At 33.4% G+C, this 23961-nt stretch carries 24 protein-coding genes; 22 read left to right on the forward strand and 2 right to left on the reverse strand.

Annotated features, from left to right (window positions below):
* Positions 1–32: 32 nt before the first annotated feature.
* The 8 genes from FA046_RS16210 to FA046_RS16245 all read left to right on the forward strand — a co-directional run bounded on the left by FA046_RS16210 (position 33) and on the right by FA046_RS16245 (position 10818).
* A complete protein-coding gene (locus FA046_RS16210; RefSeq protein ID WP_136827590.1) occupies positions 33–2336 on the forward strand; it encodes an ATP-dependent helicase in 2304 nt (767 codons plus the stop codon).
* Between the two features lie 278 nt (positions 2337–2614).
* Positions 2615–3367, forward strand: coding sequence for a DUF4290 domain-containing protein (locus tag FA046_RS16215; protein WP_136827591.1), 753 nt, complete (start codon positions 2615–2617; stop codon positions 3365–3367).
* Between the two features lie 60 nt (positions 3368–3427).
* On the forward strand, positions 3428–4732 hold the full coding sequence (gene murA, locus FA046_RS16220) for a UDP-N-acetylglucosamine 1-carboxyvinyltransferase (RefSeq protein WP_136827592.1): 1305 nt from the start codon (positions 3428–3430) through the stop codon (positions 4730–4732).
* Positions 4733–4907: 175 nt separating this feature from the next.
* Positions 4908–5720 (forward strand): DUF547 domain-containing protein, encoded by an 813-nt coding sequence (locus tag FA046_RS16225; RefSeq protein WP_136827593.1) that lies wholly within the window; start codon positions 4908–4910, stop codon positions 5718–5720.
* Between the two features lie 43 nt (positions 5721–5763).
* Positions 5764–7083: an NAD(P)/FAD-dependent oxidoreductase gene (locus tag FA046_RS16230; RefSeq protein ID WP_136827594.1), complete on the forward strand. Its 1320-nt coding sequence runs from the start codon at positions 5764–5766 to the stop codon at positions 7081–7083.
* Between the two features lie 23 nt (positions 7084–7106).
* The gene (locus FA046_RS16235; RefSeq protein ID WP_136827595.1) at positions 7107–8639 is read left to right on the forward strand and encodes a 4Fe-4S binding protein; all 1533 of its coding nucleotides are present in this window, start codon (positions 7107–7109) and stop codon (positions 8637–8639) included.
* A 5-nt stretch (positions 8640–8644) separates the two neighbouring features.
* Positions 8645–9349 (forward strand): glycosyltransferase family 2 protein, encoded by a 705-nt coding sequence (locus FA046_RS16240; protein WP_136827596.1) that lies wholly within the window; start codon positions 8645–8647, stop codon positions 9347–9349.
* A 14-nt stretch (positions 9350–9363) separates the two neighbouring features.
* Positions 9364–10818: a cellulose synthase family protein gene (locus tag FA046_RS16245; protein ID WP_136827597.1), complete on the forward strand. Its 1455-nt coding sequence runs from the start codon at positions 9364–9366 to the stop codon at positions 10816–10818.
* Between the two features lie 621 nt (positions 10819–11439).
* Here the strand turns inward: FA046_RS16245 and FA046_RS16250 are convergent.
* On the reverse strand, positions 11440–12801 hold the full coding sequence (locus tag FA046_RS16250; protein WP_136827598.1) for a pyridoxal-phosphate dependent enzyme: 1362 nt from the start codon (positions 12799–12801) through the stop codon (positions 11440–11442).
* A 457-nt stretch (positions 12802–13258) separates the two neighbouring features.
* On the opposite strand from FA046_RS16250, the gene FA046_RS16255 reads away from it, so the two are divergent.
* The 13 genes from FA046_RS16255 (at position 13259) to FA046_RS16315 (ending at position 22195) form a co-directional block, all read left to right on the forward strand.
* Positions 13259–13576 carry a helix-turn-helix domain-containing protein gene (locus FA046_RS16255; RefSeq protein WP_136827599.1) on the forward strand — a complete coding sequence of 106 codons (318 nt, stop codon included), beginning with the start codon at positions 13259–13261 and terminating at the stop codon, positions 13574–13576.
* Positions 13573–14550 carry a DNA-methyltransferase gene (locus FA046_RS16260; protein WP_136827600.1) on the forward strand — a complete coding sequence of 326 codons (978 nt, stop codon included), beginning with the start codon at positions 13573–13575 and terminating at the stop codon, positions 14548–14550. The genes FA046_RS16255 and FA046_RS16260 overlap by 4 nt, the downstream gene beginning before the upstream one ends.
* A complete protein-coding gene (locus FA046_RS16265; protein WP_136827601.1) occupies positions 14547–15443 on the forward strand; it encodes a hypothetical protein in 897 nt (298 codons plus the stop codon). The genes FA046_RS16260 and FA046_RS16265 overlap by 4 nt, the downstream gene beginning before the upstream one ends.
* A gap of 113 nt (positions 15444–15556) precedes the next feature.
* Positions 15557–15931 carry a hypothetical protein gene (locus tag FA046_RS16270; protein ID WP_136827602.1) on the forward strand — a complete coding sequence of 125 codons (375 nt, stop codon included), beginning with the start codon at positions 15557–15559 and terminating at the stop codon, positions 15929–15931.
* 62 nt (positions 15932–15993) lie between these two features.
* Positions 15994–16713, forward strand: coding sequence for an alpha/beta hydrolase (locus tag FA046_RS16275; protein ID WP_136827603.1), 720 nt, complete (start codon positions 15994–15996; stop codon positions 16711–16713).
* Positions 16714–16777: 64 nt separating this feature from the next.
* Complete coding sequence (locus FA046_RS16280) at positions 16778–16972, forward strand: KOW domain-containing RNA-binding protein (protein WP_136827604.1); 195 nt, start codon at positions 16778–16780, stop codon at positions 16970–16972.
* A gap of 8 nt (positions 16973–16980) precedes the next feature.
* Positions 16981–17739: a DUF1835 domain-containing protein gene (locus FA046_RS16285; RefSeq protein ID WP_136827605.1), complete on the forward strand. Its 759-nt coding sequence runs from the start codon at positions 16981–16983 to the stop codon at positions 17737–17739.
* A gap of 32 nt (positions 17740–17771) precedes the next feature.
* Positions 17772–18152 carry a DoxX family protein gene (locus tag FA046_RS16290; protein ID WP_136827606.1) on the forward strand — a complete coding sequence of 127 codons (381 nt, stop codon included), beginning with the start codon at positions 17772–17774 and terminating at the stop codon, positions 18150–18152.
* A gap of 185 nt (positions 18153–18337) precedes the next feature.
* Positions 18338–19138, forward strand: coding sequence for a methyltransferase, TIGR04325 family (locus FA046_RS16295; RefSeq protein ID WP_169303403.1), 801 nt, complete (start codon positions 18338–18340; stop codon positions 19136–19138).
* A 58-nt stretch (positions 19139–19196) separates the two neighbouring features.
* Entirely contained in the window at positions 19197–19685 is a 489-nt protein-coding gene (locus tag FA046_RS16300; protein ID WP_205943690.1) for a YciI family protein, read from the forward strand.
* Between the two features lie 84 nt (positions 19686–19769).
* Positions 19770–20768, forward strand: a complete 999-nt coding sequence (locus FA046_RS16305) for a hypothetical protein (protein ID WP_136827608.1) — start codon at positions 19770–19772, stop codon at positions 20766–20768.
* Positions 20769–21012: 244 nt separating this feature from the next.
* Complete coding sequence (locus tag FA046_RS16310; RefSeq protein ID WP_136827609.1) at positions 21013–21459, forward strand: BLUF domain-containing protein; 447 nt, start codon at positions 21013–21015, stop codon at positions 21457–21459.
* Between the two features lie 148 nt (positions 21460–21607).
* The gene (locus FA046_RS16315; protein ID WP_136827610.1) at positions 21608–22195 is read left to right on the forward strand and encodes a C40 family peptidase; all 588 of its coding nucleotides are present in this window, start codon (positions 21608–21610) and stop codon (positions 22193–22195) included.
* 6 nt (positions 22196–22201) lie between these two features.
* On the opposite strand, the gene FA046_RS16320 is transcribed toward FA046_RS16315, so the two are convergent.
* Positions 22202–22777, reverse strand: a complete 576-nt coding sequence (locus FA046_RS16320) for a PepSY domain-containing protein (RefSeq protein ID WP_136827611.1) — start codon at positions 22775–22777, stop codon at positions 22202–22204.
* A 160-nt stretch (positions 22778–22937) separates the two neighbouring features.
* Here FA046_RS16320 and FA046_RS16325 point away from each other — a divergent pair, with 160 nt between their 5' ends.
* Complete coding sequence (locus FA046_RS16325) at positions 22938–23921, forward strand: aldo/keto reductase (protein WP_136827612.1); 984 nt, start codon at positions 22938–22940, stop codon at positions 23919–23921.
* Positions 23922–23961: the final 40 nt, after the last annotated feature.

A 23961-nucleotide genomic window follows, 5' to 3' on the forward strand; every position in this document is an offset into this window, starting at 1 on the left:
TTTATTTTTGCAACCTATAAAAAAAACAAGATTTGGATTATTTACAAGGATTAAATCAATCACAAAAAGACGCAGTGGTACAAACTGAGGGTCCGGTGATGATTGTGGCAGGAGCAGGATCTGGTAAAACCAGAGTAATTACCTACAGGGTAGCACATTTAATTCAGAAAGGTGTTGATCCATTCAATATTTTGGTGCTTACGTTTACCAATAAAGCGGCCAAAGAAATGCGAAACCGTATTACAACGGTGGTTGGCCCCGAAGCTAAAAACATTTGGATGGGTACTTTCCACTCTGTTTTTGCAAAGATCTTAAGAGTAGAAGCTCATAAAATTGGATACCCAAATAATTTTACCATTTACGATACCGATGATAGTAAAAGCCTCCTTAAATCTATCTTAAAAGAAATGAGTTTAGATGATAAGCTTTATCATCACAACTATGTTTACGGCCGAATTTCGATGGCTAAAAACAACTTGATTTCTGTAACAGAATATCAGCAAAATGAACAAATCCAAGCTGATGATTTTGCAAGTGGCAGAGGTTTTATTGGAAAAATTTACGAAACCTATGCTAATCGTTGTTTTAAAGCAGGCGCTATGGATTTTGACGATCTTTTGTTTAAAACCAACGTTTTATTAAAAGAACATCCAGATGCGCTCAACAAATACCAACAAAAGTTTAAATATTTAATGGTAGATGAGTACCAGGATACTAACTTCTCTCAGTACTTAATTGTAAAAAAATTAGCTGCCGTAAGAGAAAATTTATGTGTGGTTGGTGATGATGCGCAAAGTATTTATGCTTTTAGAGGGGCTAATATTCAAAACATCCTCAACTTTCAAAAAGATTATCCTGATGTTAAAGTTTACAAACTAGAGCAAAACTATCGTTCTACGCAAAACATTGTAAATGTGGCCAACAGCATTATTGCAAACAATAAAAATCAGTTAGATAAAAACGTTTTCTCTGATAACGAGGAAGGGGATAAAATAAAAATAACCCGTTCTTTTTCTGATAATGAAGAAGGAAAAGTAGTAGCCGAATCTATTACCCAAGAAAGAGGAAATAATAACTTAAACTGGGTTGACTTTGCTATTTTATATAGAACAAATGCGCAATCCAGATCAATGGAAGAAGCATTAAGAAAACTTAACGTTCCTTATAAGATTTACGGTGGTCAGTCTTTTTACCAAAGAAAAGAGATTAAAGATTTAATAGCTTATTTCCGCTTAACTTTTAACCCCAGTGATGAAGAAGCCTTTAAAAGAGTGATCAATTATCCGGCTAGAGGTATAGGGAAAACAACTATTGATAAAATGATTTTAGCGGCAGACCAAGCTAATAAAACCCTTTTTGATATTGCTTGTGAAGCCAATCAGCATTTAGATAATAGAGCCGCAACCGCTGTTGGGAATTTTTCTATAGCGATACAAAGTTTTGCTGTGGTTGCCAAAACCAGTTCTGCTTATGATGCGGCTTTAAATATTGCCCAACAATCTGGCTTATTAAAAGACCTATATGATGATAAATCTGTAGAAGGCTTAAGCCGATATGAAAATATGCAGGAATTGCTAAACGGCATTAAAGAGTTTTCTGAAAGGGAGGACATTGAAGACCGTGGCTTGGATGTTTTTATGCAAGACGTTGCTTTATTAACTAACGATGATAATGACAAAGGAGACAATAAAGACACCGTTTCTTTAATGACCATTCATGCATCTAAAGGCTTAGAATTTCCTCAGGTTTATATTGTGGGATTAGAAGAGAATTTATTTCCGTCGCAAATGGCCTTAAACTCCAGAGCTGATTTAGAAGAAGAACGTAGATTATTTTATGTGGCCGTTACCCGGGCAGAAAAGAAACTTCATTTGAGCTATGCTACTTCTCGTTTCAGATTTGGAACATTGGTTAATTGCGAACCTTCTCGTTTTTTAGATGAGATAGAACCTAAATATTTAGAAATTGAATTTGTTAAAAAACAGCAAAACAATAGTCAATCTTTTGGGGATGAGCGCAGCCAATGGCAAAGTAAAACCAGTAAAACAGAAGCTCAACAAGGCGATTTTTTCTCTAAACCTAAAGTTGCAACAAGCAATCCTATCAAAACTACTTCACTTTTAGCAAAGGCTCACGTACCGTCAGCAGGTTTTGCACCTAGCGATACTTCAAAATTACAAGTTGGGCAAGATGTAGAGCATGAACGTTTTGGATTTGGAAAAGTAATTAGCTTAGAAGGAAATAAACCAGATATTAAAGCCACCATATTTTTTAAAGAAATTGGGCAGAAACAGTTATTACTAAAGTTTGCGAAGCTGAGGATTTTAGAGAATTAACTGAAATAAAATTCATAATTTGCTTTTGTAGCTATATATATTACCTTTATAAACAAGCAAAAAAAAGGTTAAATAAACCTGATTGAAATGTATACCGGCCTGTGGCTAATGCCTGTGCAGTATAAGTGTAAAGCAGGACTTGCTTTAAAAATTAGTACAAGCTAAAAATAAAATATAAGATATATCACCAAAACCAGCGGGGTTTGTTTATTTTTGTGACACATTCCGTTTTTAAAATCGGTTTATAGGCTTTCCAAAAAAGCTTTAAAATTTCAAAAATGATTAATATAATAGAACCAACTTTTGATTACAACACTTCCAGAGAAAAGCTCATTTTAGCCGAATATGGCCGAAATGTTCAAAATATGGTTGAATATATTGTGGCTTTACCTACTAAAGAAGAGCGTAATCGCTATGCTCAGGTAGTGATAGATATGATGGGCTTTTTAAACCCCCATTTAAGAGATGTGCCAGATTTTAAGCATAAATTATGGGACCATTTACAAATTATATCTAAGTTTCAAATAGATGTAGATTCTCCATACCCTTCTCCTACGCAAGAAGAAATCAACTTTAGACCAAAAGTTTTAGATTATCCTCAAAAGAGAATTAGATTTAAACATTATGGCCGTACGGTAGAAATGATGATTAAGAGAGCTAAGGAGATTATTGATCCAGAAAAAAAGCAATACATGGTGAATTCTATAGCCAATTTTATGAAAATGGCTTACGTAGTTTGGAACAAAGACCATGTTGCAGATGAGCAAATTTTGGCTGATTTACGCGAACTTTCTGCCGGAGAGCTTGATCTTTCTGAAGTAGTTTTAAATAAAGTTGAAATTAAACCTCCTGTTTCTGCTAGTGCCGGTAGATCTCAAAAAAGTAACCCACGCAGTGGCGGTGGAAGCGGCGGTGGAAGACAACAAAGCAATTCTAATAACAAAGGCGGTGGCGGAGGCGGTGGTGGCCGTCAAAGAAGTTACTCTAATAATGGAGGAAGCGGTGGCGGTGGCGGAAGAAGACCTAATTAATTTTCTGCCAATATTTGATTGCCCAATTAACCAATAAACACATCAAACTTACTCATAAACATGAATGCATTTGAGATTCGCGGAGGAAAACCTTTAAAAGGTGAAATAACCCCTCAGGGAGCAAAAAATGAAGCTTTACAAATACTTTCGGCAGTTTTACTAACCGAAGAAAAAATAACGATCAGTAATATTCCAGATATTAAGGATGTAAATAAACTGATTGAATTATTAGGTGATTTAGGTGTTGAAGTTAACCGACTGTCTAAAGATACTTATGAATTTAAAGCTGCAAATATCAATTTAGAATTTTTCCAATCTCAAACTTTTAAGGCCAAAGGCGGAAGTTTAAGAGGTTCTATTATGATTGTAGGACCGCTTTTAGCTCGTTTTGGAAAAGCTGCCATCCCAAAACCAGGTGGCGATAAAATTGGAAGAAGACGTTTAGATACCCACTTTTTGGGTTTCGAGAAATTAGGTGCTAAATTTAATTATAATGCCGAAACTGGTTTTTTTAATGTTGATGCGACACAGTTAAAAGGAACTTTTATTCTTTTAGATGAAGCTTCTGTAACCGGAACAGCAAATATTGTGATGGCTGCTGTTTTAGCAAAAGGAACGACCACCATTTATAACGCTGCTTGCGAACCTTATTTACAACAGCTTTGTAAAATGCTGAATAGAATGGGCGCTAAAATTTCTGGTATTGGCTCTAATTTATTAACTATAGAAGGTGTTGATAGCTTAGGCGGAACAGAACATCGCTTATTGCCAGATATGATTGAGATTGGTTCTTTTATTGGTTTAGCTGCCATGACAGAATCTGAAATCACGATTAAAGATGTTTGCTACAACGAGCTAGGAATGATTCCTGATGTTTTTAAAAGATTGGGTATTAAATTAGAACTTCGTGGTGATGATATTTACATTCCGGCTCAAAAAAGCTATGAAATTGACACTTTTATTGATGGTTCAATTTTAACCGTTGCTGATGCGCCTTGGCCGGGCTTCACTCCCGATTTACTTTCTATTGTTTTGGTGGTAGCTACACAAGCCAAGGGATCTGTTTTAATTCACCAAAAAATGTTTGAAAGCCGGTTATTCTTTGTAGATAAACTGATTGACATGGGCGCTCAAATTATATTATGCGACCCACACAGAGCAACAATTATAGGTTTAGATAAAAAATATCAGTTAAAAGGAATAGAAATGACTTCACCTGATATTAGAGCAGGAGTTTCACTATTAATTGCAGCGTTATCAGCATCAGGCAGAAGCATTATTCACAATATTGAACAAATAGAAAGAGGTTATCAAGATATAGACACCCGACTGAAGGCTTTAGGAGCCGATATCAGACGACTATAAAAATAAAACTCTCCCCTATTTAGCCGGAGAGTTTTTTATTTAAACCTAAACCACTCCCTATATTTATGAGTTTACCACGTTTAATGTTTAAAAGGGTATTTACTTGATATAAATAAAACTTTAAGTTGTATTGAAACGTAGTTAAGCTGAAACTAATATTTAAAGATCAAACATCATGAAAATTCACCATCATATATTATTATCCTTTTTATTTATTGTGCTGTCTGTAGGTTGTTCTACAGGGGCAACCAAAGCCTCTAATGAAACATCAAATGTGGTTTCTAAAGTTGATGTGAACCCTAAAATTGCCGAAGAAAGTAAACCGACAAGTGTAGACCATAGTGATTTCAATAAAATATTACAATCTTACGTATCAGCTAATGGAAATGTAAATTATGCTGGTTTAGCTAAAGATAAGAGCAAATTAAAAGGATATATTGTATCGTTAACTAAAATAAACCCAAGTAGTTTATCAAAAAACGAAAAATTAGCTTATTGGATAAACGCTTATAACGCACTCACTTTAGATCAAATCATAACCAATTACCCAACCACTTCTATTTTAAAAATTGCTAATGGTAAAGTTTGGGATCAAACGCTTTCTTATAAATTTGATGGTAAAGCGGTAACACTAAATCAGATAGAAAAGAAAATTTTATTAGGCAATGAATTATTTGATGCAAGAATACACTTTGCGGTAAATTGTGCGGCTGTTTCTTGTCCAACTTTAATTAACAAAGCTTATACTGCTGATAACGTTCAAGCTTTGCTTACGCAAAATACTAAATCAGCATTAACAAACCCTGCCTTTAATAAAATATCGACAGCAAAAGCTTCTATTTCTATGCTTTTTAATTGGTATAAAGCAGATTTTGATAAAGCAGAAGGAAGTGTAATCAACTTCATTAATAAATATTCTTCAACCAAAGTAAATAGCAATACCAAAATTGATTATCTTGAGTACAACTGGAATTTAAACGGAAAGTAATTGTAAGGCTCTCTTTTAAAAGCAGACTAACGGTAAAAATTACATGAGAATTGTTATTATAGGTAACGGTGTTGCTGGTATTACAACCGCCAGATACATTAGAAAAATGAGTGATCACGAGATTTTAGTGATCTCTTCAGAATCTGATCATTTTTTTTCTAGAACCGCCCTTATGTACATTTATATGGGCCATATGAAGTATGAGCACACCAAACCTTACGAAGATTGGTTTTGGGCAAAAAACAGAATAGACCTTAAAAATGCTTTTGTAGATAAAATCGACTTTCAAAACAAAACCTTATTTACTGCCAATCAAGAACAAATTTCTTACGATAAATTAGTAATTGCAACAGGATCTAAACCTAATAAATTTGGATGGCCGGGGCAAAATTTATTAGGCGTACAAGGCCTGTATAGCAAGCAAGATGTAGAGTTGATGGAAGAAAACACTAAGGGCATTAAAGAAGCTGTTATTGTTGGAGGTGGTTTAATTGGGATAGAAATGGCCGAAATGCTGAATAGTCGAAATATTAAGGTCAACTTTTTGATTAGAGAAAAGGAATATTGGAGTAATATTTTACCAAAGGAAGAAGCCATTTTAGTTGGGAAACATATTGCAGAACATCACATTAATTTAATTAACGAAACCGAATTGCAAGAAATTATTTCGGATGATAACGGAAGAGTAAAAAGCATTATCACTAAGGCTGGTAAAGAAATTCCTTGTCAGTTTGTAGGTTTAACTGCAGGTGTGAGCCCAAATATAGATTTTCTTAAAAACACTGATTTAAACACTGATAAAGGTGTTTTAGTGACTGAATATTTAGAAACCAATATGCCTGATGTTTATGCTTTAGGAGATTGCGCTCAATTTGCAAATCCAAAAGAGAATCACCCAGCTGTAGAACAATTATGGTACACCGCTAAAATGCAGGGAAAAGCTTTGGCGCAAACCATTTGCGGTAAACAAACCATTTACAACAGAGGAATTTGGTTTAACTCTGCCAAATTTTTAGATATAGAATATCAAACTTATGGTATGATGTTAAAATCTCCTTTTGAAGATGAAGATTCTTTTTATTGGGAGCATCAAAACGGAAAAATTTGTGTGAGAGCTAATTTTTCAAAAGCCGAGGGAGCATTAAGAGGATTTAATTTCTTCGGCATCAGATTTAGGCAAACCATAGCTGATGAATGGATTAGAAATCAAAAACCAATCTCCTACTGCATTTCTAACTTAAATAAAGGTTTTTTTGATCCAGAGTTTAGTAAAAATCATCATCAAGATATAGTAAAAAGCTTTAATATTCAGTTTAACAATCATCAGGCGAAAGCCCCTAAAAAGAAATTTTTAGTATGGTAACCGCAAAAAATATTCACCACACAATGAAAACTATCCAAAAAATTGGACTAGCTATTTTTATTCTTTGCTTAGGCGTTTTCATTTCCTTGTTAGGTATTGGGCATTATCAACTGAGCGATAAAATTTTTAAAGAAACCATCACGGATGCCAATCATCAGCAATTGCTAAAACCCGCTGTTAGTTTCATGATTGATAAAGATTATGATAGTAAAATTGCTTTTATAGCTGATTTTAAAAAAGCTTTTAACAGTGTAAACGATGAATTTAAAAAGAACCAACAATGGGATAAAGTAATTTATGCAGATTACACCCAACCCATTGTAAAACATAGCACAATAGGTTTTGTAAAAGAAAACAGCTTAATACTCTTTTTCATTTGCTTTGTTGTAAGTTCTTTGGGCGGATTAATGTATATGATACCGGCTTTATTTATAGAACCTGTTGCTGGCATTAAACATAATGACATTTTTAAAACCGCCATCACCAGTCGTGGAATAATTGCCATTCTATTTTCTATTGGCCTTATTAGCTTTTATATTTTTCTTTACAAAGCACCAGAATACATCACCAACTGGATTTTATTAGTTGATGATTTAAGCTTCGCTATTAGTGGTTCCGAAGCTTCGCAATGGTTTTTATACGGCTTTTTATATTGTTTGGTAATGACGGTGATGAGTGCGAGAATGTACATTAAATACCGCCACAACAATTACCAATTGGTACGTACCACATCGGTATTATTCTTCCAAATTGCTTTTGCATTTCTAATTCCAAATATCCTTTCTAAGTTGAATTTGCCATCTATGGATTTCAAAAACATGTGGCCATTAGATTATACTTTCTTTTTTGATTATAGAATAGATGGATTGATTTCTAAAGGCTTATTGGGCTATTGGATGTTGGGATGGGGAATATTTTTATTTGTAGTAGGCGTACCTGTAATGGTTTATTTCTTTGGCAAAAGATGGTATTGCTCTTGGGTTTGTGGCTGTGGTGGTTTAGCCGAAACTTTGGGCGATCCTTTTCGTCAGCTTTCAGATAAATCTTTAAAAGCCTGGAAATACGAGCGAGTAATTGTCCACAGCGTTTTAGTATTTGCTGTAGTGATGACAGCCGCCGTTTTGTACACTTATTTTACCGGAAACAGCAAATTATTAGGTATTGATACCGGAAGCATCAGAGAACAATATGGTTTCTTTATCGGCTTTATTTTTGCAGGAGCTATTGGAACAGGATTTTATCCTATAATGGGAAGTAGAGTTTGGTGCCGATTTGGTTGCCCATTAGCAGCTTATTTAGGAATTATGCAAAGGTTTAAATCTAGGTTTAGAATTACTACCAATGGCGCTCAATGTATTTCATGTGGTAATTGTTCTACTTATTGCGAAATGGGAATTGACGTTAGAGCTTACGCACAAAAAGGAGAAAATATCATCAGATCTTCTTGTGTTGGTTGCGGAGTTTGCGCTGCAGTTTGCCCAAGAGGTGTTTTAAAATTAGAGAATTTAGCAGAAGAAGGTAGATTTGAGGCTTATTTAAGGCCCGAAGAAAAATAACATTCATGTCAGATACAATAACCAACAGGAATGTTTATGTCATCATTCCTGCTTATAACGAAGAAAAATCAATTGCTAAAGTTATTCTTGATGTTCCAAAAAATCTTGTAGAGCAAATTATCGTAGGTAACAATAACTCTAAAGACAATACCGCTTTAGAAGCTAAAAATGCTGGAGCAATAGTAGTAGATGCACCAATTTCTGGTTATGGAAATGCTTGTTTAAAAGGAATAGATTATTTAAAAGATAAGGCCAAAGCCGATGACATCATTGTTTTTATGGATGGTGATTATTCAGATTACCCCGAAGAAATAGTGAAAATAATTGCACCCATTCAAAACAATCAAGCTGATTTAGTAATTGGTTCTAGAGCATTGGGTATTAAAGAGCGTGGCGCAATGACATTGCCTCAAGAATTTGGAAACTGGCTAGCAACCAGATTAATTAAATTGTTTTACGGGGTAAAGTTTACCGATTTAGGTCCGTTTAGAGCAATTACTTGGGGTAATCTAATGACCATTAATATGCAAGATAAAACCTACGGCTGGACAGTAGAAATGCAAATAAAAGCCGCCAAATTGGGTTTAAGATGTGTAGAAGTGCCGGTAACTTATAGAAAACGAATCGGCGTAAGCAAAGTATCTGGCACTTTAAAAGGAGTGATTTTAGCCGGATACAAAATAATATGGATGATTTTTAAAAACTTATAACTTTGCAATTTGATATGATTTGGCAGGTTTCTCTTCTTATACTCTACACCGTTTCGTTATTTATAATATTTATATTTAGTGTTGGGCAGGCCTATCTTATCTTTTTTTATCTCAAATCTAAAAGAGAAAAAGAAATTATACCGGTTTTGCAAAACGATATTCCTAAAGTAACTGTTCAATTGCCTCTATATAATGAACTGTATGTGGTTGAACGACTAATTAACTCGGTTTGCGACCTTAATTATCCTAAAGAAAAATTAGAAATTCAGGTTTTAGATGATTCTGATGATGATTCTTTAATCCTCACCAAAAGAATTATTGCCGAAAAACAAGCGCAAGGATTTGATATTGTTCACATCGCTAGAACAAAGAATATTGGCTTTAAAGCCGGAGCTTTACAAAACGGTTTAAATATTGCCAAAGGAGAATTCATAGCTATTTTTGATGCCGATTTCCTTCCCGAAAAAGATTTTTTAATTCAGCTTATCCCCTACTTTAATCAAGCTAAAATTGGAATGGTACAAAGCCGTTGGGGGCATATCAATAAAGATTATTCTTTGTTAACTAAAGTACAAGGCTTTGGTTTAGACGGACATTTCACCATTGAACAAACCGGCAGAAATAAAGCTGGTTTATTTATGAATTTTAATGGCACCGCTGGTATATGGCGAAAAACCTGCATTATGGATGCTGGCGGTTGGCAACATGATACCTTAACCGAAGATTTAGATTTAAGCTATAGAGCACAGCTTAAAGGCTGGCAATTTCAATATGTAGAAGATGTTGCCACTCCGGCCGAACTCCCTGTAGAACTTAACGCTTTCCGTTCTCAACAACACCGCTGGACCAAAGGAGCCATAGAAACTTCTAAAAAAATGGTGAAGGAAATTTGGAAAGCAGATGTTGGACTAAAAAAGAAAATTTTTGGCACCCTCCATTTAATGAATTCTTATGTTTTCTTATTTGTGTTTTTAACCAGCATTTTAAGTATTCCTGTGTTATTTATCAAAAATGAGGGAAATATCAATCCTATTTATTTCCAATTAATGTCGGTTTTTTTGATTGGGTTTGTGATTGTTACCCTGTTTTACCTCATTGCTAATTTCTCCAAAAAAGAGAGTTTAAAAGCCTTTGCTAAACTATTTCCCATGTTTCTTTCCGTTTCTATGGCATTAAGTTTTCACAATTCCATTGCCGTTTTAGAAGGTTTATTTGGTTTTAAAAGTGATTTTATCAGAACCCCCAAATTTAACATCACCAATTTAAAAGAAGGTTTTAAAAGCAATATTTATGTAAAGCATGGTTTGCCAAAAGCTTTTTATGTGGAGCTGTTTTTAAGTCTTTACTTTTTTACCGGTTTAGTTTTCGCTATCTATTATAAAGATTTCGGATTGTTTCCTTTTCATTTGATGCTTTTTACAGGTTTTAGTACGTTGACGTTTTATTCTGTTAAGAGTAAGTTAGCTTAGAGTTAAGCTATCTAATTGGATTTTTGTTTCAATTGAATTTGAGTTCCAATTCATATTCTCGCCGCTCATAGCCGCGGGAGCCTATTACTTTTTCTTTAGCAAAAAAGTAACAAAATGCCACCGCTTCGCCATTAGCTACAAAGTTTTTAGTTAAACTTCTTCATCACAACCGCTAATACCAAGGCGGAATAAGACGGTTATGAATGGTTAGTGCAAGATGTTCTGATATTAATTTTGAAATTCATTATTCCCATTGAGATTGTGACTTTGCAAAGTTGTTGTGCAGAGCGACAAAGCAAGGCCGGCCTATGAAGATTTGAAAAGGAAGTCCAAGAAATCTTTGGCAGAAACTTACATAAAGCAGTATCATCAGCAAACCGACGAGTGATGCAGAAACTTATAAATAGCAGAACCATTCCCACGGCTTCGGTTTGCGCTTAAAGATTTATTGAGGCTAACTGATCAAATATTCATCAGCCTTGATTTTTTGGTTACTTTTTTATCAAGAAAAAAGTGACAAGCCATTGCCTGGCTAAGGCAGAAAAGCGTTGTGGGTTTGGGGTTTTACAAAAAAAGCCAGTTCATCACAAACTGGCTCTCAAAATTCATATAAACCAAAAACTATCCCGATATCGCATCAATAATATCATACTGAGTAATAATCTCAATCCTTCCGTCAGAACATTCCACTAAAACAGCCGAATTTTCTTTATTAATCAAACCCGAAATTTTATCAATAGAAGTATTTAAATCTACAAAAGGGAAAGAAGCAGTTTGAATTGCCGAAACTTTTGAAGATTTTATAGCATTGTTTTCAATCAAGGCTGTTAAAATATCACTCTCCGTTACACGCCCAACAACCATCCCTTGCTGCACCACCGGAATTTGAGAAATATTTAAAGATTTCATGGTATTAATAGCTTCTAAAACAGTTTTTTCGCTATCAATAGTCACCATTTCTTGAGGCTCACGTTTACAAATAATAGATCTTGCAGTTAGTTTTTCATCTTCTAAAAATCCTCTTTCACGCAACCAATCATCGTTAAACATTTTACCTAAATAACGTGTTCCGTGGTCATGAAAAATAATCACCACCACATCGTCTTTCTTCAAATGCTCTTTCAATTGTAATAAACCAGCAACCGCTGCACCTGCCGAGTTTCCTGCAAAAATCCCCTCTTTTCGGGCAATATCTCTGGTCATTAAAGCGGCATCTTTATCGGTCACTTTTTCAAATCGGTCTATTAAAGAAAAATCGACGTTTTTAGGTAAAAAGTCTTCTCCAATACCTTCAGTGATGTAAGGATAAACCTCCTTCATATCAAAAATTCCGGTTTCTTTGTACTTTTTAAATACCGAACCATAAGTATCAATTCCCCAAATTTTAATGTTTGGGTTTTGCTCCTTTAAATATTTTCCTGTTCCAGAAATCGTTCCACCAGTGCCCACACCAACCACTAAATGAGTGATTTTCCCTTCCGTTTGTTCCCAAATCTCCGGACCAGTTTGCTCATAATGCGCCTGCGAATTAGATAAATTATCATACTGATTAGGCTTCCAAGAATTTGGAGTTTCACGCTCTAACCTGCTCGAAACCGAATAATAAGACCTCGGGTCTTCGGGCTCCACATCCGTTGGGCAAACAATTACCTCGGCACCAAAAGCCTTTAGCGCATCCACTTTTTCTTTAGATTGCTTATCCGTAGTCGTAAAAATACATTTATAGCCCTTACAAACCGCCGCAATAGCCAAACCCATCCCTGTATTGCCAGATGTTCCTTCAATAATTGTTCCGCCTGGTTTCAACTTTCCACTCTTCTCGGCATCCTCAATCATCTTCAAAGCCATACGGTCTTTAATAGAATTACCCGGGTTGGTTGTCTCAATTTTGGCCAAAACCGTAGCCTCTATATCTTTTGTAAGTTTATTCAGTTTTACCAAAGGCGTATTGCCAATAGTTTCTAAAATATTGTTGTACCACATGGCAGTAAAGTTAAATAAATTAGCCTTACAAGCCTTCTATAAATTGCCAAAACCCCTAAAAAACAAACATTATACTTACAAATGTCATTCAACAAAATAAAATTCCGAAACGGGTTCTGTAACCCTAAAGCTTCAAAATTTAAAAAGGTATTTTTTAGAAAAGCAAATGCAGTGGTTCTTGGGTAAGGCTAGTCCTGCTGTACATTCATACTGCACAGGCTTTATTCACGATGCCGGTATACATTTCCATCAGGTTTATTTTAATTAGGATAATGCACTAAACTTTGTTATGTGTTGGATTTTATAGTTTAAATTAGTTAAAAAACTATACAAAGTATCTGTTAATCAAAATAAATTTTGAGGACACCGCTTTATAAAAAAATGTGGAAAAGTTTTGTGGACAGTTCTTGTCCATAAAAAAATCATATATTATATTTGGACAAAATTAGACCACAAAATGAAAAAGCAACCGCTTACTTCTTTTAGTGAACACATACGCAACCTTCGTGAAACTGCTGAACTTTCGCTTAGACAAGTTGCAGGTGAACTAAATATTGACCCTTCCCTACTTGCCAAATTTGAACGTAACGAACGACAGCCTACAAAATATTTTATCAAACTTATTGCAGACTATTATCATATTGACAACAACGAATTACTAAGAGAATTCCTAAGCGATCAAATAGCATACAAAATGCTTGATGAATACGATGGATTGGAAATATTAAAAGTTGCAGAAGAAAAAATCCTTTACCTAAAATCTAAAAAACAATGAACAATACAGTATCAAGAAATAAAGAATTGCCTACATTTTTCGGTGAATTACAACTAAAAGGTGAACGTCTTGACAACGTTAATATTGAAGATAATCCAACTTTATTTTACCAGCATCCAAACGGACAAATTTGGAATGGTAATAGCATTGAATGGATGAAAACGCTTGATGATGAAAGTATTGATTTGGTATTTGCTGACCCACCTTATAATATCAAAAAAGCTGATTGGGACACTTTTGAAAGTCAAGAGGCATATATACAGTTTTCTATAGAATGGATTGAGCAAGCATCAAGAATTTTAAAACCGCATGGCTCATTATATATCTGCGGGTTTTCTGAAATACTTGCTGATATTAAACATCCTGCAACAAAGTTTTTTAAATCTTGTCGTTGGATAATTTGGAACTACAAGAACAAAGCCAACTTAGGGAAAGATTGGGGACGTAGCCACGAAAGTATTTTGCATTTTCGCAAAACAAAAAATTTCACTTTCAACATCGATAAAATCCGTATTCCATATGGCGAACATACATTAAAATATCCAAGCCATCCACAAGCTGAAACAAGTCAATACGGAAAAGGTAAAAATAGTAATCAAAATTGGGAACCAAATCCGTTAGGAGCAAAACCTAAAGACGTTTTGGAAATTCCACAAGACATTATAGAAGTGCCTACCACTTGTAATGGAATGCATGAAAAAACACCCCATCCAACTCAAAAACCTGAAGAACTTTTGAGAAAAATCATATTAGCTTCGTCTAACATAGGCGACATAATATTAGACCCTTTTTGTGGCTCTGGTACAACACCTGTTTGCGCTGAACAACTAAACCGCAAATGGTTATCTTGTGACCTATCTTCAGAATATTTAGATTGGGCTTGCGACCGTATTGAAATGGTTGAAGAATGGACTATCGAACAATGGATTAAATACGATTTTAACAACCAAAAAAGACGTAACTCAATAAGATGAACATAAAGAAGATTTTAGATAAAGCTCTTGACAAAAACAACTTTCAAAATTTGCAAGGCTATATAGATTTTGCACAACATTATCTTGATTTTGTATCTGAACACTTACAGGCTGTAATCATTTCACAAAACGAAAACTATTACAATTTTTACCAATATGACAAGCAGGGCAATTTTCAAATAACCCGACCTATCAATTCAAACCTGATGTATAAAACAGATACCTTTTCTGTTGCTAATAAAAAGTTTATTGAAATGTTAATAAATATGAGAGATGTTAAGCCAACACTTGAAATTGAAAGACAAATACTCAATAATGCAACTTATACAATTCAACAATCAATTGGTGGTGCATTGGATGCAATTGAAGGAGGAAAATCCAACTTTGCAAGGAAAATAAATGGTGATTTATTTGAAAATTTAATCCGTCTTATTATCAACGAAACAGGAATAAAAGCTAAAGCTGGTATTGTTAAAGTGCCAGTAATAATTGATAATATTGAAGAGTTCAAAATGAATTACCAACATGACCTTATAATTGAAAATCTGGACGAAATAAAACTAATAGGTTCAATCAAAACATCAAGCAAAGACCGTATTGACAAAATATTCATCGATAAATTTTTATACAATAAACTAACTGAAAAAGACACGCCTCACATTGCAATCTTTTTACATGACGTTCAGAGGAAAAATGCAAGAAAAGAAAATGAATATGGAGTTAGTGGAACATTTCTACCAGGACATTTCAAAGGTTATACTATAAAACTCAATCCACTTGACGGTGTTTATTATTGCGACATTAGACCAAGCATGAAAACAGAAAAAATATTGAAAGACCACATCAAAACATTTGACAATTTGCTTATCGACGACATTTGGAAATTCTTATAAATAACTAGACCTACACTTCTCTGGTTTCAGTGTTCCTTTTTCAGGAACACTGAAACCTTATTATGAAAACAGAAAACTAAGTTTGATCATAATTTTTTTTTAATTTTAGAATAATGAAAAACACAGCTATCGTAAAAAAATCCGCTATGGTGATTTTTAGAATTACCCTTGGAATTGTATTGGGAGGTAAAATATTAAACTGGTTTTTAGATTTTAGCGATGAAACCAACCAAATTCTAAATATAGGCATGTATTGCTTAATTGGAATCATGTATTTATTTTTTGGCTCTGTATGGAGCAATAAATGGGTTAATGCAGTCTTCATTATTTGTGGCTTGTACTTAATCATCATGCATTTCTTTGATAAAAATGAAATTATCTCATTTATAGCGTTCATTTGCATGCTAACACCGCTGTTAATTGTTAGATTTTATCCTCTTGAAGATGATGAAAAAGAATTAACAGAAAAACTGGACATCAAAAACTAACACAAGTTGCCAATTTAACAACAGAGAACTCTCCTTAAAACAGAAGAATTATCGAAAAATAAATGAACATCAAAAAAACGATCAAAACAATTTGGATAACTGGTGGAATAGTTTTCACACTCTGGATGTTCTATTCTTATCAATCTCATGGAGTTGATCAATCGTTTCAAGAAAACAGCAACTTAATCAGCGTAGAAATATCTGATGACTTTTATTCATTTACGCCAAAAAAAGAATTTAAAGACGTTCTTATTTTTTTCCCTGGAGCAATGGTAGATCCCAAAGCATACCTTCCTCTTTGCAGAAAAATAGCGGAAAACAATATAAAAGTTTACTTAATAAAAATGCCTTGGAGACTGGCATCAAAAGGATATAACAAACCCAAAGAACTCAATCTGTTTAATGATACAAGTAAAACCTATATACTAGCGGGTCATTCTCAGGGTGCAAAAATGGCCGCACAATTTGTATATGAAAATCGTGATTTAATAGATAAACTTATTCTGATAGGAACTACTCATCCAAGAGATATTTCGCTTGCCGACATTAAAATTCCGATCTTAAAAATTTATGGCTCAAAAGACGGCGTGGCAGATGAAAAATCAATATTGAACAATAAATCTAACCTGCCTGCAATGACCAAGTTTACACGAATAGAGGGAGCAAATCATGCCCAATTTGGTTATTATGGTTTTCAATTAGGAGACAATAAGGCTGATATAAGCAGAGAAAAACAACAATATGAAACTTTAAAAAATATATTAGCGTTTACAGGCAAATAAGGCACCTTACCTATCCAAAACTTGCTGATCCAAATTAAAATTTAACACATTTTCAAAAAACAACATGAAACCCGAAACACCAGAAAACCTAAATGATGGAGACTTATGTAAAGTTATTGGTGGAGTTCATAAAGGAAAAACTGGTGTGGTGAGAGACATTCATACCAGTAAAACAGGCCATATCACTATTACGGTAGTACAAGCTAATAGCGTACGTTTTAAAACTTTGGGTAAAAATGTGTTATTACAGTCAAGCTAGATTATAATATGGAAACTTACCATATTTTAAACGGGGATTGTTTGATAGATCAATTAGCCGAAACAAAAATTAATCAGGATTTTATTGTTTGCAGAGAATGCCTAATAGACGGCAATTTAAAAGCCAATACCCTTGCTAATTTTTGGGAAGTGAGGGCCAATTTTATTGCCGAAACTTACCATACCACCCAAGAAACCTACTTTAACAAAACCGTTAAGGAATTTGAAAAAATAAAGCAGTTACCTAACCATGCTGATGTTTGCCTTTGGTTTGAAAACGATTTGTTTTGCCAAACAAATATGTGGTTTGTGATCTGGTTAATTGCAAAGCAACCTTTGTTAAATATTTTCAGAGTTTTTCCTATCATTAAAAGCCATAAGGATATTTGGAAAGGCTTTGGAATTGCCAAAAAAGAAGATTTAGAAAATGCCTACCAAGCAAAAGTTAAATTTACTGCAGAAGATTTGGCACTCGGTAAAAACTTATGGAAAGCTTATCAGGAGCATGATTTAGAAGCTTTAAAAATATTATCAAAAACGCCATCTAACTGTTTTAAATATTTAGAAGAAGTTTGCGCTGCGCATATAGATAGATTTCCACCAGATCATTCTTTAGGCCGACCAGATAAAGTAGTAAAAGAGTTGTTGATTACTAAATTAACTTCTTTTGAGGAAGTTTTTATAGCGTTTAACGAAAGAGAGGGTATTTACGGCTTTGGAGATTCGCAACTTATGAGTATTTTTAAACGGCAAATTAATCCTAAATGATTATTTAAAAATATTGCCCTTAAAAAAACATCATGAAACAGAAAATTATCTTTGGTATCAGCCTGCTTTTTGGCTTAATGTTTATCAACTCAGGGTTTAACAAATTTTTTAATTATATGCCCATGCCAGATGATATGCCTAAAAACATGTTGAAATTTATGGCCGCCTTTATGGAAATTGGCTGGCTTATGCCGTTAATTGCAGTTACAGAAATTATTGGAGGCATCCTGTTTATCATTCCTAAATTTAGAGCTTTAGGTGCAATAATTATCTTCCCGGTTATGATTGGAATATTATTAACGCATATTATTAACGAACCAACTGGTTTACCTATTGCTGTTGTTTTGATGGGAATTAACCTGTGGATTATTTTCGAAAACAGAGAGAAATATTTTCCTATGGTAAATAAGTAGATTGATGTGCTTTAAGTATTTTCAAACTAAACCTAAGTTTTAAATAAATTGGGCGTATCATTTTCGGCCTTAATTTCTAAAAAAGACTGTTTTTTAGGTAAATAGGATACAATAATACTTTCTAAAAATCAGCCTAAATTGGGCAGAATTAAATTTTCCTATATTTTTAGTGTAAACATATTTTTTTGAAAAAACTTTTATTTAAACTCATTCGCCGTTATAAACCACGCAGTTATGGCTGGTTTAACTCCTACTCTACTTGGCAGGAAGCTCAAAACCAATGTTCTGGATATAATTCTGATGCTATTCTTAAAAAAGTTAAAACATCAACTTTAAAAGTTAAAAGTGGCGAAGCTGTTTTTGAAAGAGATGGTGTTATTTACGATCAAATTTATTATTCATGGCCATTACTTAGTCAGCTTTTACTGGCCGCCAGTCAAAATAATGGGCAATTATCTGTTATAGATTTTGGTGGTTCTTTAGGGACTACTTTTTTTCAAAACAGGGTTTATTTGCAACAATTAAAAAAAGTGCAATGGAGTGTATTAGAGCAAGGTAATTTTGTTACAACAGGCCAAAGTGAAATTGCGGGTAACGGACTTGATTTTTTTTATACTGTTGAAGAAGCCATTCAAAACAAAGGAGAACACCAAGTTTTGTTGCTGAGTTGTGTGTTGCCTTATATAGAAAAACCTTATGAGTTATTAGATTACCTGCTTAAGTTTTCATTTGAGTACATTATTTTAGAAAGTACTTATTATAATTATCAACCTTATGATCGTATTTGTATTCAAAAAGTAGATCCTGTGGCTTATGATGCTTCTTATCCTTGCTGGCTATTAGATTATGAAAAGGTAAAAACTATTTTTTTAAACGATTACACTGTACTTACTGAATATGAAACAGGCATCCATTTTTACTTAGATGGAGAACGTGTAGAATATAAAAGCGTTATTTTTAAAAGAAAAGATAGCTTACAAAATTAAAATAAAGTGAGAATCCCTAAGCTAAAAAATTGCTGTTTATTTAACCTAAATGATGATTATGAAAACTAATAATCCTTTAAAATCTATTGTTTTGAAAACAGTACTTTTTTTAATGTTTTTGTTTTTAACACTTTATTCTAATGGGCAAACAAAAAACCCTAATTATGATGAACCACTAGCCAAATCTTTAGGTGCTGATGATTATGGGATGAAAATGTATATGTTGGTGATTTTAAAATCAGGCAGCAATACCAATGTAAGTAAAACAACAAAAGACAGCTTATTTGCCGGACACATGACTAACATGGTAAGATTAGAAAAATTGAACAAATTGGTAGTTGCTGGGCCTTTTGGAGATAATCAAAATGATTTTAGAGGTCTTTTCATTTTAAATGCAGCCTCTATTGAAGAAGCCAACGAGTTATTAGAAACAGATCCGGCCATTAAAGCCAAACTTTTAAAACCCGAGGTTTATCCTTGGTATGGTTCTGCTGCTTTACCTCAATATTTAAAAGACGCTGATAAAATTTGGAAAAACAATTTTTAACATCCTAATTATACCACTAAAGTGTAATTGATAAAGGGCTGATGACTGAGTATGTTTGATAAGCAAATTGCTTAAACCAAACGTATGAAAAACCTATTTACTTTTGCTAAACTTTACCCTATTATTAAAATGATTGTTTTAGCAGTCTTTTTAAGTACTCCTGTAATAGCACAAATAAACTATAAAACACAAAATTACACTCACCAACTTTCTCCTGTTAAGGTGAGTATATCATTTCTCAATTTTGAAAACATACTTACCCCAATTACCGCAGGGATTTTGATGGAAGGACAGTTGAAAGATAAACTGTTTTATAACATGCAGTTTAGACAGGGTTATATCAGAGATTTCACCATCGCCCCAGATAAATTATTGACCACCCAAAAAGAAAGTAAAGGAACTGTTTTTGAAACCGGGGTAGATTATCCTTTTAGCGATAAAATTAAAGCGGGTAAGGTAAAAGTAACTTCATCTCTAAGTTTTGATGGCCTCAACACTTTTCAAGAAAAATATTTTTTGGCTGATTGTGATGTTCGCAGCTATTGGGCTTTTAGCGGAGGTTTAATGAAAAATATACGTCCAAAATACATCAATAGCGACTCTTCAACCTATATTATTTCTGGCGGACAAGATATAAAAGCATCAGACGGTAACTTTACTCACTTTAGTCAAAATAGTAATGGTTTATACGCAGGCATAGTTCATAGAAAAATTAAGAAAGCTGTTGTAAATAGCGAAAAATGGAATTACAGAGTTTTCTATTCTACAAAATTTTATGCTCAAGTATTAATTGGTTCTACCAAAATAGATGACATAGTTTACAACAATCAAACCTATAAAATTGATAATGCTAAACAAGAACCATTAGGTTATAGAATTGGCTGGCAATGGGACCAAATGGGTGCAGTAACAGGTTTTGAATTTGGAAAAATGCCAGGTATCACCTTAGAAACTCCTGTACAAAAAAGCGAATTAGATAAAATTTTTAAGCATAACCCTTATTTAAATTATGTGCGTTTTACTTTTCATTTTAATATTTTTAATGGTGATAAAAGTTATGCTATGAAGAATAAACAATCTTAAAAATTTAGGCTGATTTCATTTTATAAAGTCGATAAAATGAAACTCAACTAGTGATTTTAAAAAGACTTTACCTATTATTTTCCCTCCTCATTAAAACAAAAAAATTTTAATTAACTTATATTTAGACGAAGTTAAATTAAACCTATTTTACATCATATAAAATGATGTAAAAAACACATAACTTTTAAATCTAAAACAAAAACTATTACGTTTATTATCATAAGTTTACATTAAAAAAATTGAGATGTTTGAGCTAATTTATATTTCTAAGGCTAAACCCGGTTTAACTGCTGATGACATAAATAATATTTTAGAAACTGCTATAGATTTTAATCAGAGAAATAATGTAACAGGTTGTTTGTTATACCATAATCAGGAGTTTATTCAGATACTGGAGGGCGATAAAAAAATTGTTAAAGATTTATACGCAAATATTTGGGCTGATGACAGGCATTATGATGTTACTCTTTTAAGTGAAGGAGAAAAAGAAGAACGTGAATTTAAAAGTTGGAGCATGGCTTATCATGAACTTAGTGATGATGATCGAAAAAAAATGAGTCAAAAATTATTTGCTAATAATTTTATTGCCTTATCTGAATTAGCAGATAAACCCACTCCAGCCATTAAATTGTTTTGGTCTATGGCTAAACAATTACTGATGGAAGACGAAAAAAGCAGCCAATTAAACTAAGAAATTTCACCTTGGTTTAATACCAAAATATCTTTCTTTAGATCTCTACTAAAAGGAAACCTTTCTTTTTAACTATTTAAGTGAGTAAGCACAAAAAAGCTTTTTGCATTAAAGAAACATCTTGATTTTTTGTACGTTTAAAGAGACTATGTTATTAAATACAATTCAACTTTTGCTTCTTGCCTTATGTTTTAGCTCTTGTGGTAACAAAAGCAGTTTTGAAGATCAAAAAAAATCATCAGAAACCAACATTTCGTCAACAACAAACATCACTAATTTCACAAAAGATAGCGTGGAAAAAGTAGCGGTTTTATCTCCAAAATCGCTTATAGATACAAAAAACACTACACCAGAAGAACTCGTTTCATTTGCTAAAACATTAGTAGGCATTCCTTATTTATACGGTTCTGTTAACCCAAATAAAGGCTTTGATTGCTCGGGGTTTATCACCTATGTATTTAATCATTTCCAAATAGCTGTACCCAGAAGTTCTAGAGACTTTGCAAATGTGGGCATCACAATACCTGTTTCGGAATGTAAGCCGGGTGATTTAATTTTATTTACCGGAACAGATAGTACTAAACGAGAAATTGGCCACATGGGCATTATTACTGATCATGTAAATAATGTTCAATTTATTCACTCTACCTCTGGCAAAGCGTATAGCGTAACCATTACGCCTCTAAATAAATATTATTTGGGTCGTTTTGTGAAAATTATACGTCCTTTTAATTAAAGCCAACTACTGTGAGGCATTTCTTCTCATTCTTTTTGGACCATACCATAACCAAAAACCGGTAATGGTAAATATCAGTAGTGCAATACCCATTATAGAGGTGTAAACCAATTTTATTTGTCCGTTGCTAGTGTTAAAATAAGCATCAAGGATAGAACCATCATGAATGTTTTCTATAAAATCAGATCGTCTTTTTTCAATTTTTAAAAGCTTACCTGTAGCTCCATCTAATTGTATTCCCCAATAATCCGTCTTAAAAACAAACTTCACCATCCCTTTATCTTTCCTGATATCTATACGGTCTACCTCAGAAGAAAGTGTGTTAGAAATAGAATCCTTAAATAACAAAACGGCAGTTTGATGTAAGCTATCTATACTTAACCATTGTTTTAAATCAGTGGAAGTGCCTTTTTGAGTTTTAGCTAAAATAAGATCTCCGCTATGTTTTTTCCATCCTAAAAACAAACCAGAAATAGATATCACAAAGAAAAACACAAAAAGTAAAGCTCCAGTTTGTCGATGTACTTTTCTAAATACTCTTAATACTTTTGCTTGTGAGGGTCTATTGTTTCTGGCTTGCATGCTTTGGATATTTCCTTTTTTAAAAATCGAAGTTAAATGAATTTTCAGATAATTATTTAGAAAAACCCTTTATGTTTATGAAAATAGATTTGTGTTATATGAACATTTAAGGTCTTAGGAAATTACCAATTCTGCTATCTTTGAAATTCAATTTACATACATGAACTTTAGAACATTAGGAAAAACCGATTTTAAAATCTCAGAAATTAGCTTAGGAACCTGGCAAGTGGGTGGTAAATGGGGCGATGCTTTTGATCATCAAAATGCCGATAAAATTTTAAATGTTGCGGTAGATCAGGGCATAAATTTTATTGATACGGCTGATGTTTATAGTGACGGAGAAAGTGAAAAAGCGGTAGGTAAATTGGTGAAATCAAGGTCGGAGCGTATTTATGTAGCTACAAAATGTGGCCGAAGATTAAATCCGCATGTTAATGAAAGCTACACCACAAAAGCTTTAAGAAACTGTGTAGAGGATAGTTTAAAAAACATGGGTTTAGAAACTTTAGACCTTATTCAGTTACATTGCCCACCTACCGAAGTTTACTACCGACCAGAAATTTTTGAACTTTTTGACCGATTAAAAGACGAAGGAAAAATAAGACATTTAGGAGTAAGTATAGAAAAAGTAGAAGAAGGCATTAAAGCCATGGAATACCCAAATGTTTGCAGCATTCAGTTGATTTATAATATTTTTAGACAACGCCCTAATGAACTTTTATTTGAGCTGGCTAAAAAAAATAATGTTGGCTTAATTGCCAGAGTACCCTTAGCCAGCGGCTTATTAACCGGGAAGTTCTCTAAAAATACTGCTTTTAGTAAAGATGATCATCGTAATTTTAACAGAGATGGCGCTGCTTTTGATAAAGGCGAAACTTTTGCTGGAGTAGATTATGATAAAGGGTTAAACGCTGTAGAAGAACTCAAAAAACTTTTCCCAAATGCTGATTTGCCTTTAATTGCCTTAAAATGGATTTTAAAATCGCCAGAAATTAGTTGCGTAATACCTGGTGCTTCTAAAATAGAACAGCTAAAAAGCAATTTAAAAACCCAAGAAATAGCAGATTTATCCCCGGCAGAAATGAATGCTATTGAAACAATTTATAATAAATATATCAAAGCTGATGTGCATCAACGTTGGTAAAATCAATGTAAAAAAGAATAAATTGATTGTAAAAAAATGT

It is taken from the genome of Pedobacter cryophilus (genome assembly GCF_005116455.1).
GTDB classification, from domain to species: domain Bacteria; phylum Bacteroidota; class Bacteroidia; order Sphingobacteriales; family Sphingobacteriaceae; genus Pseudopedobacter; species Pseudopedobacter cryophilum.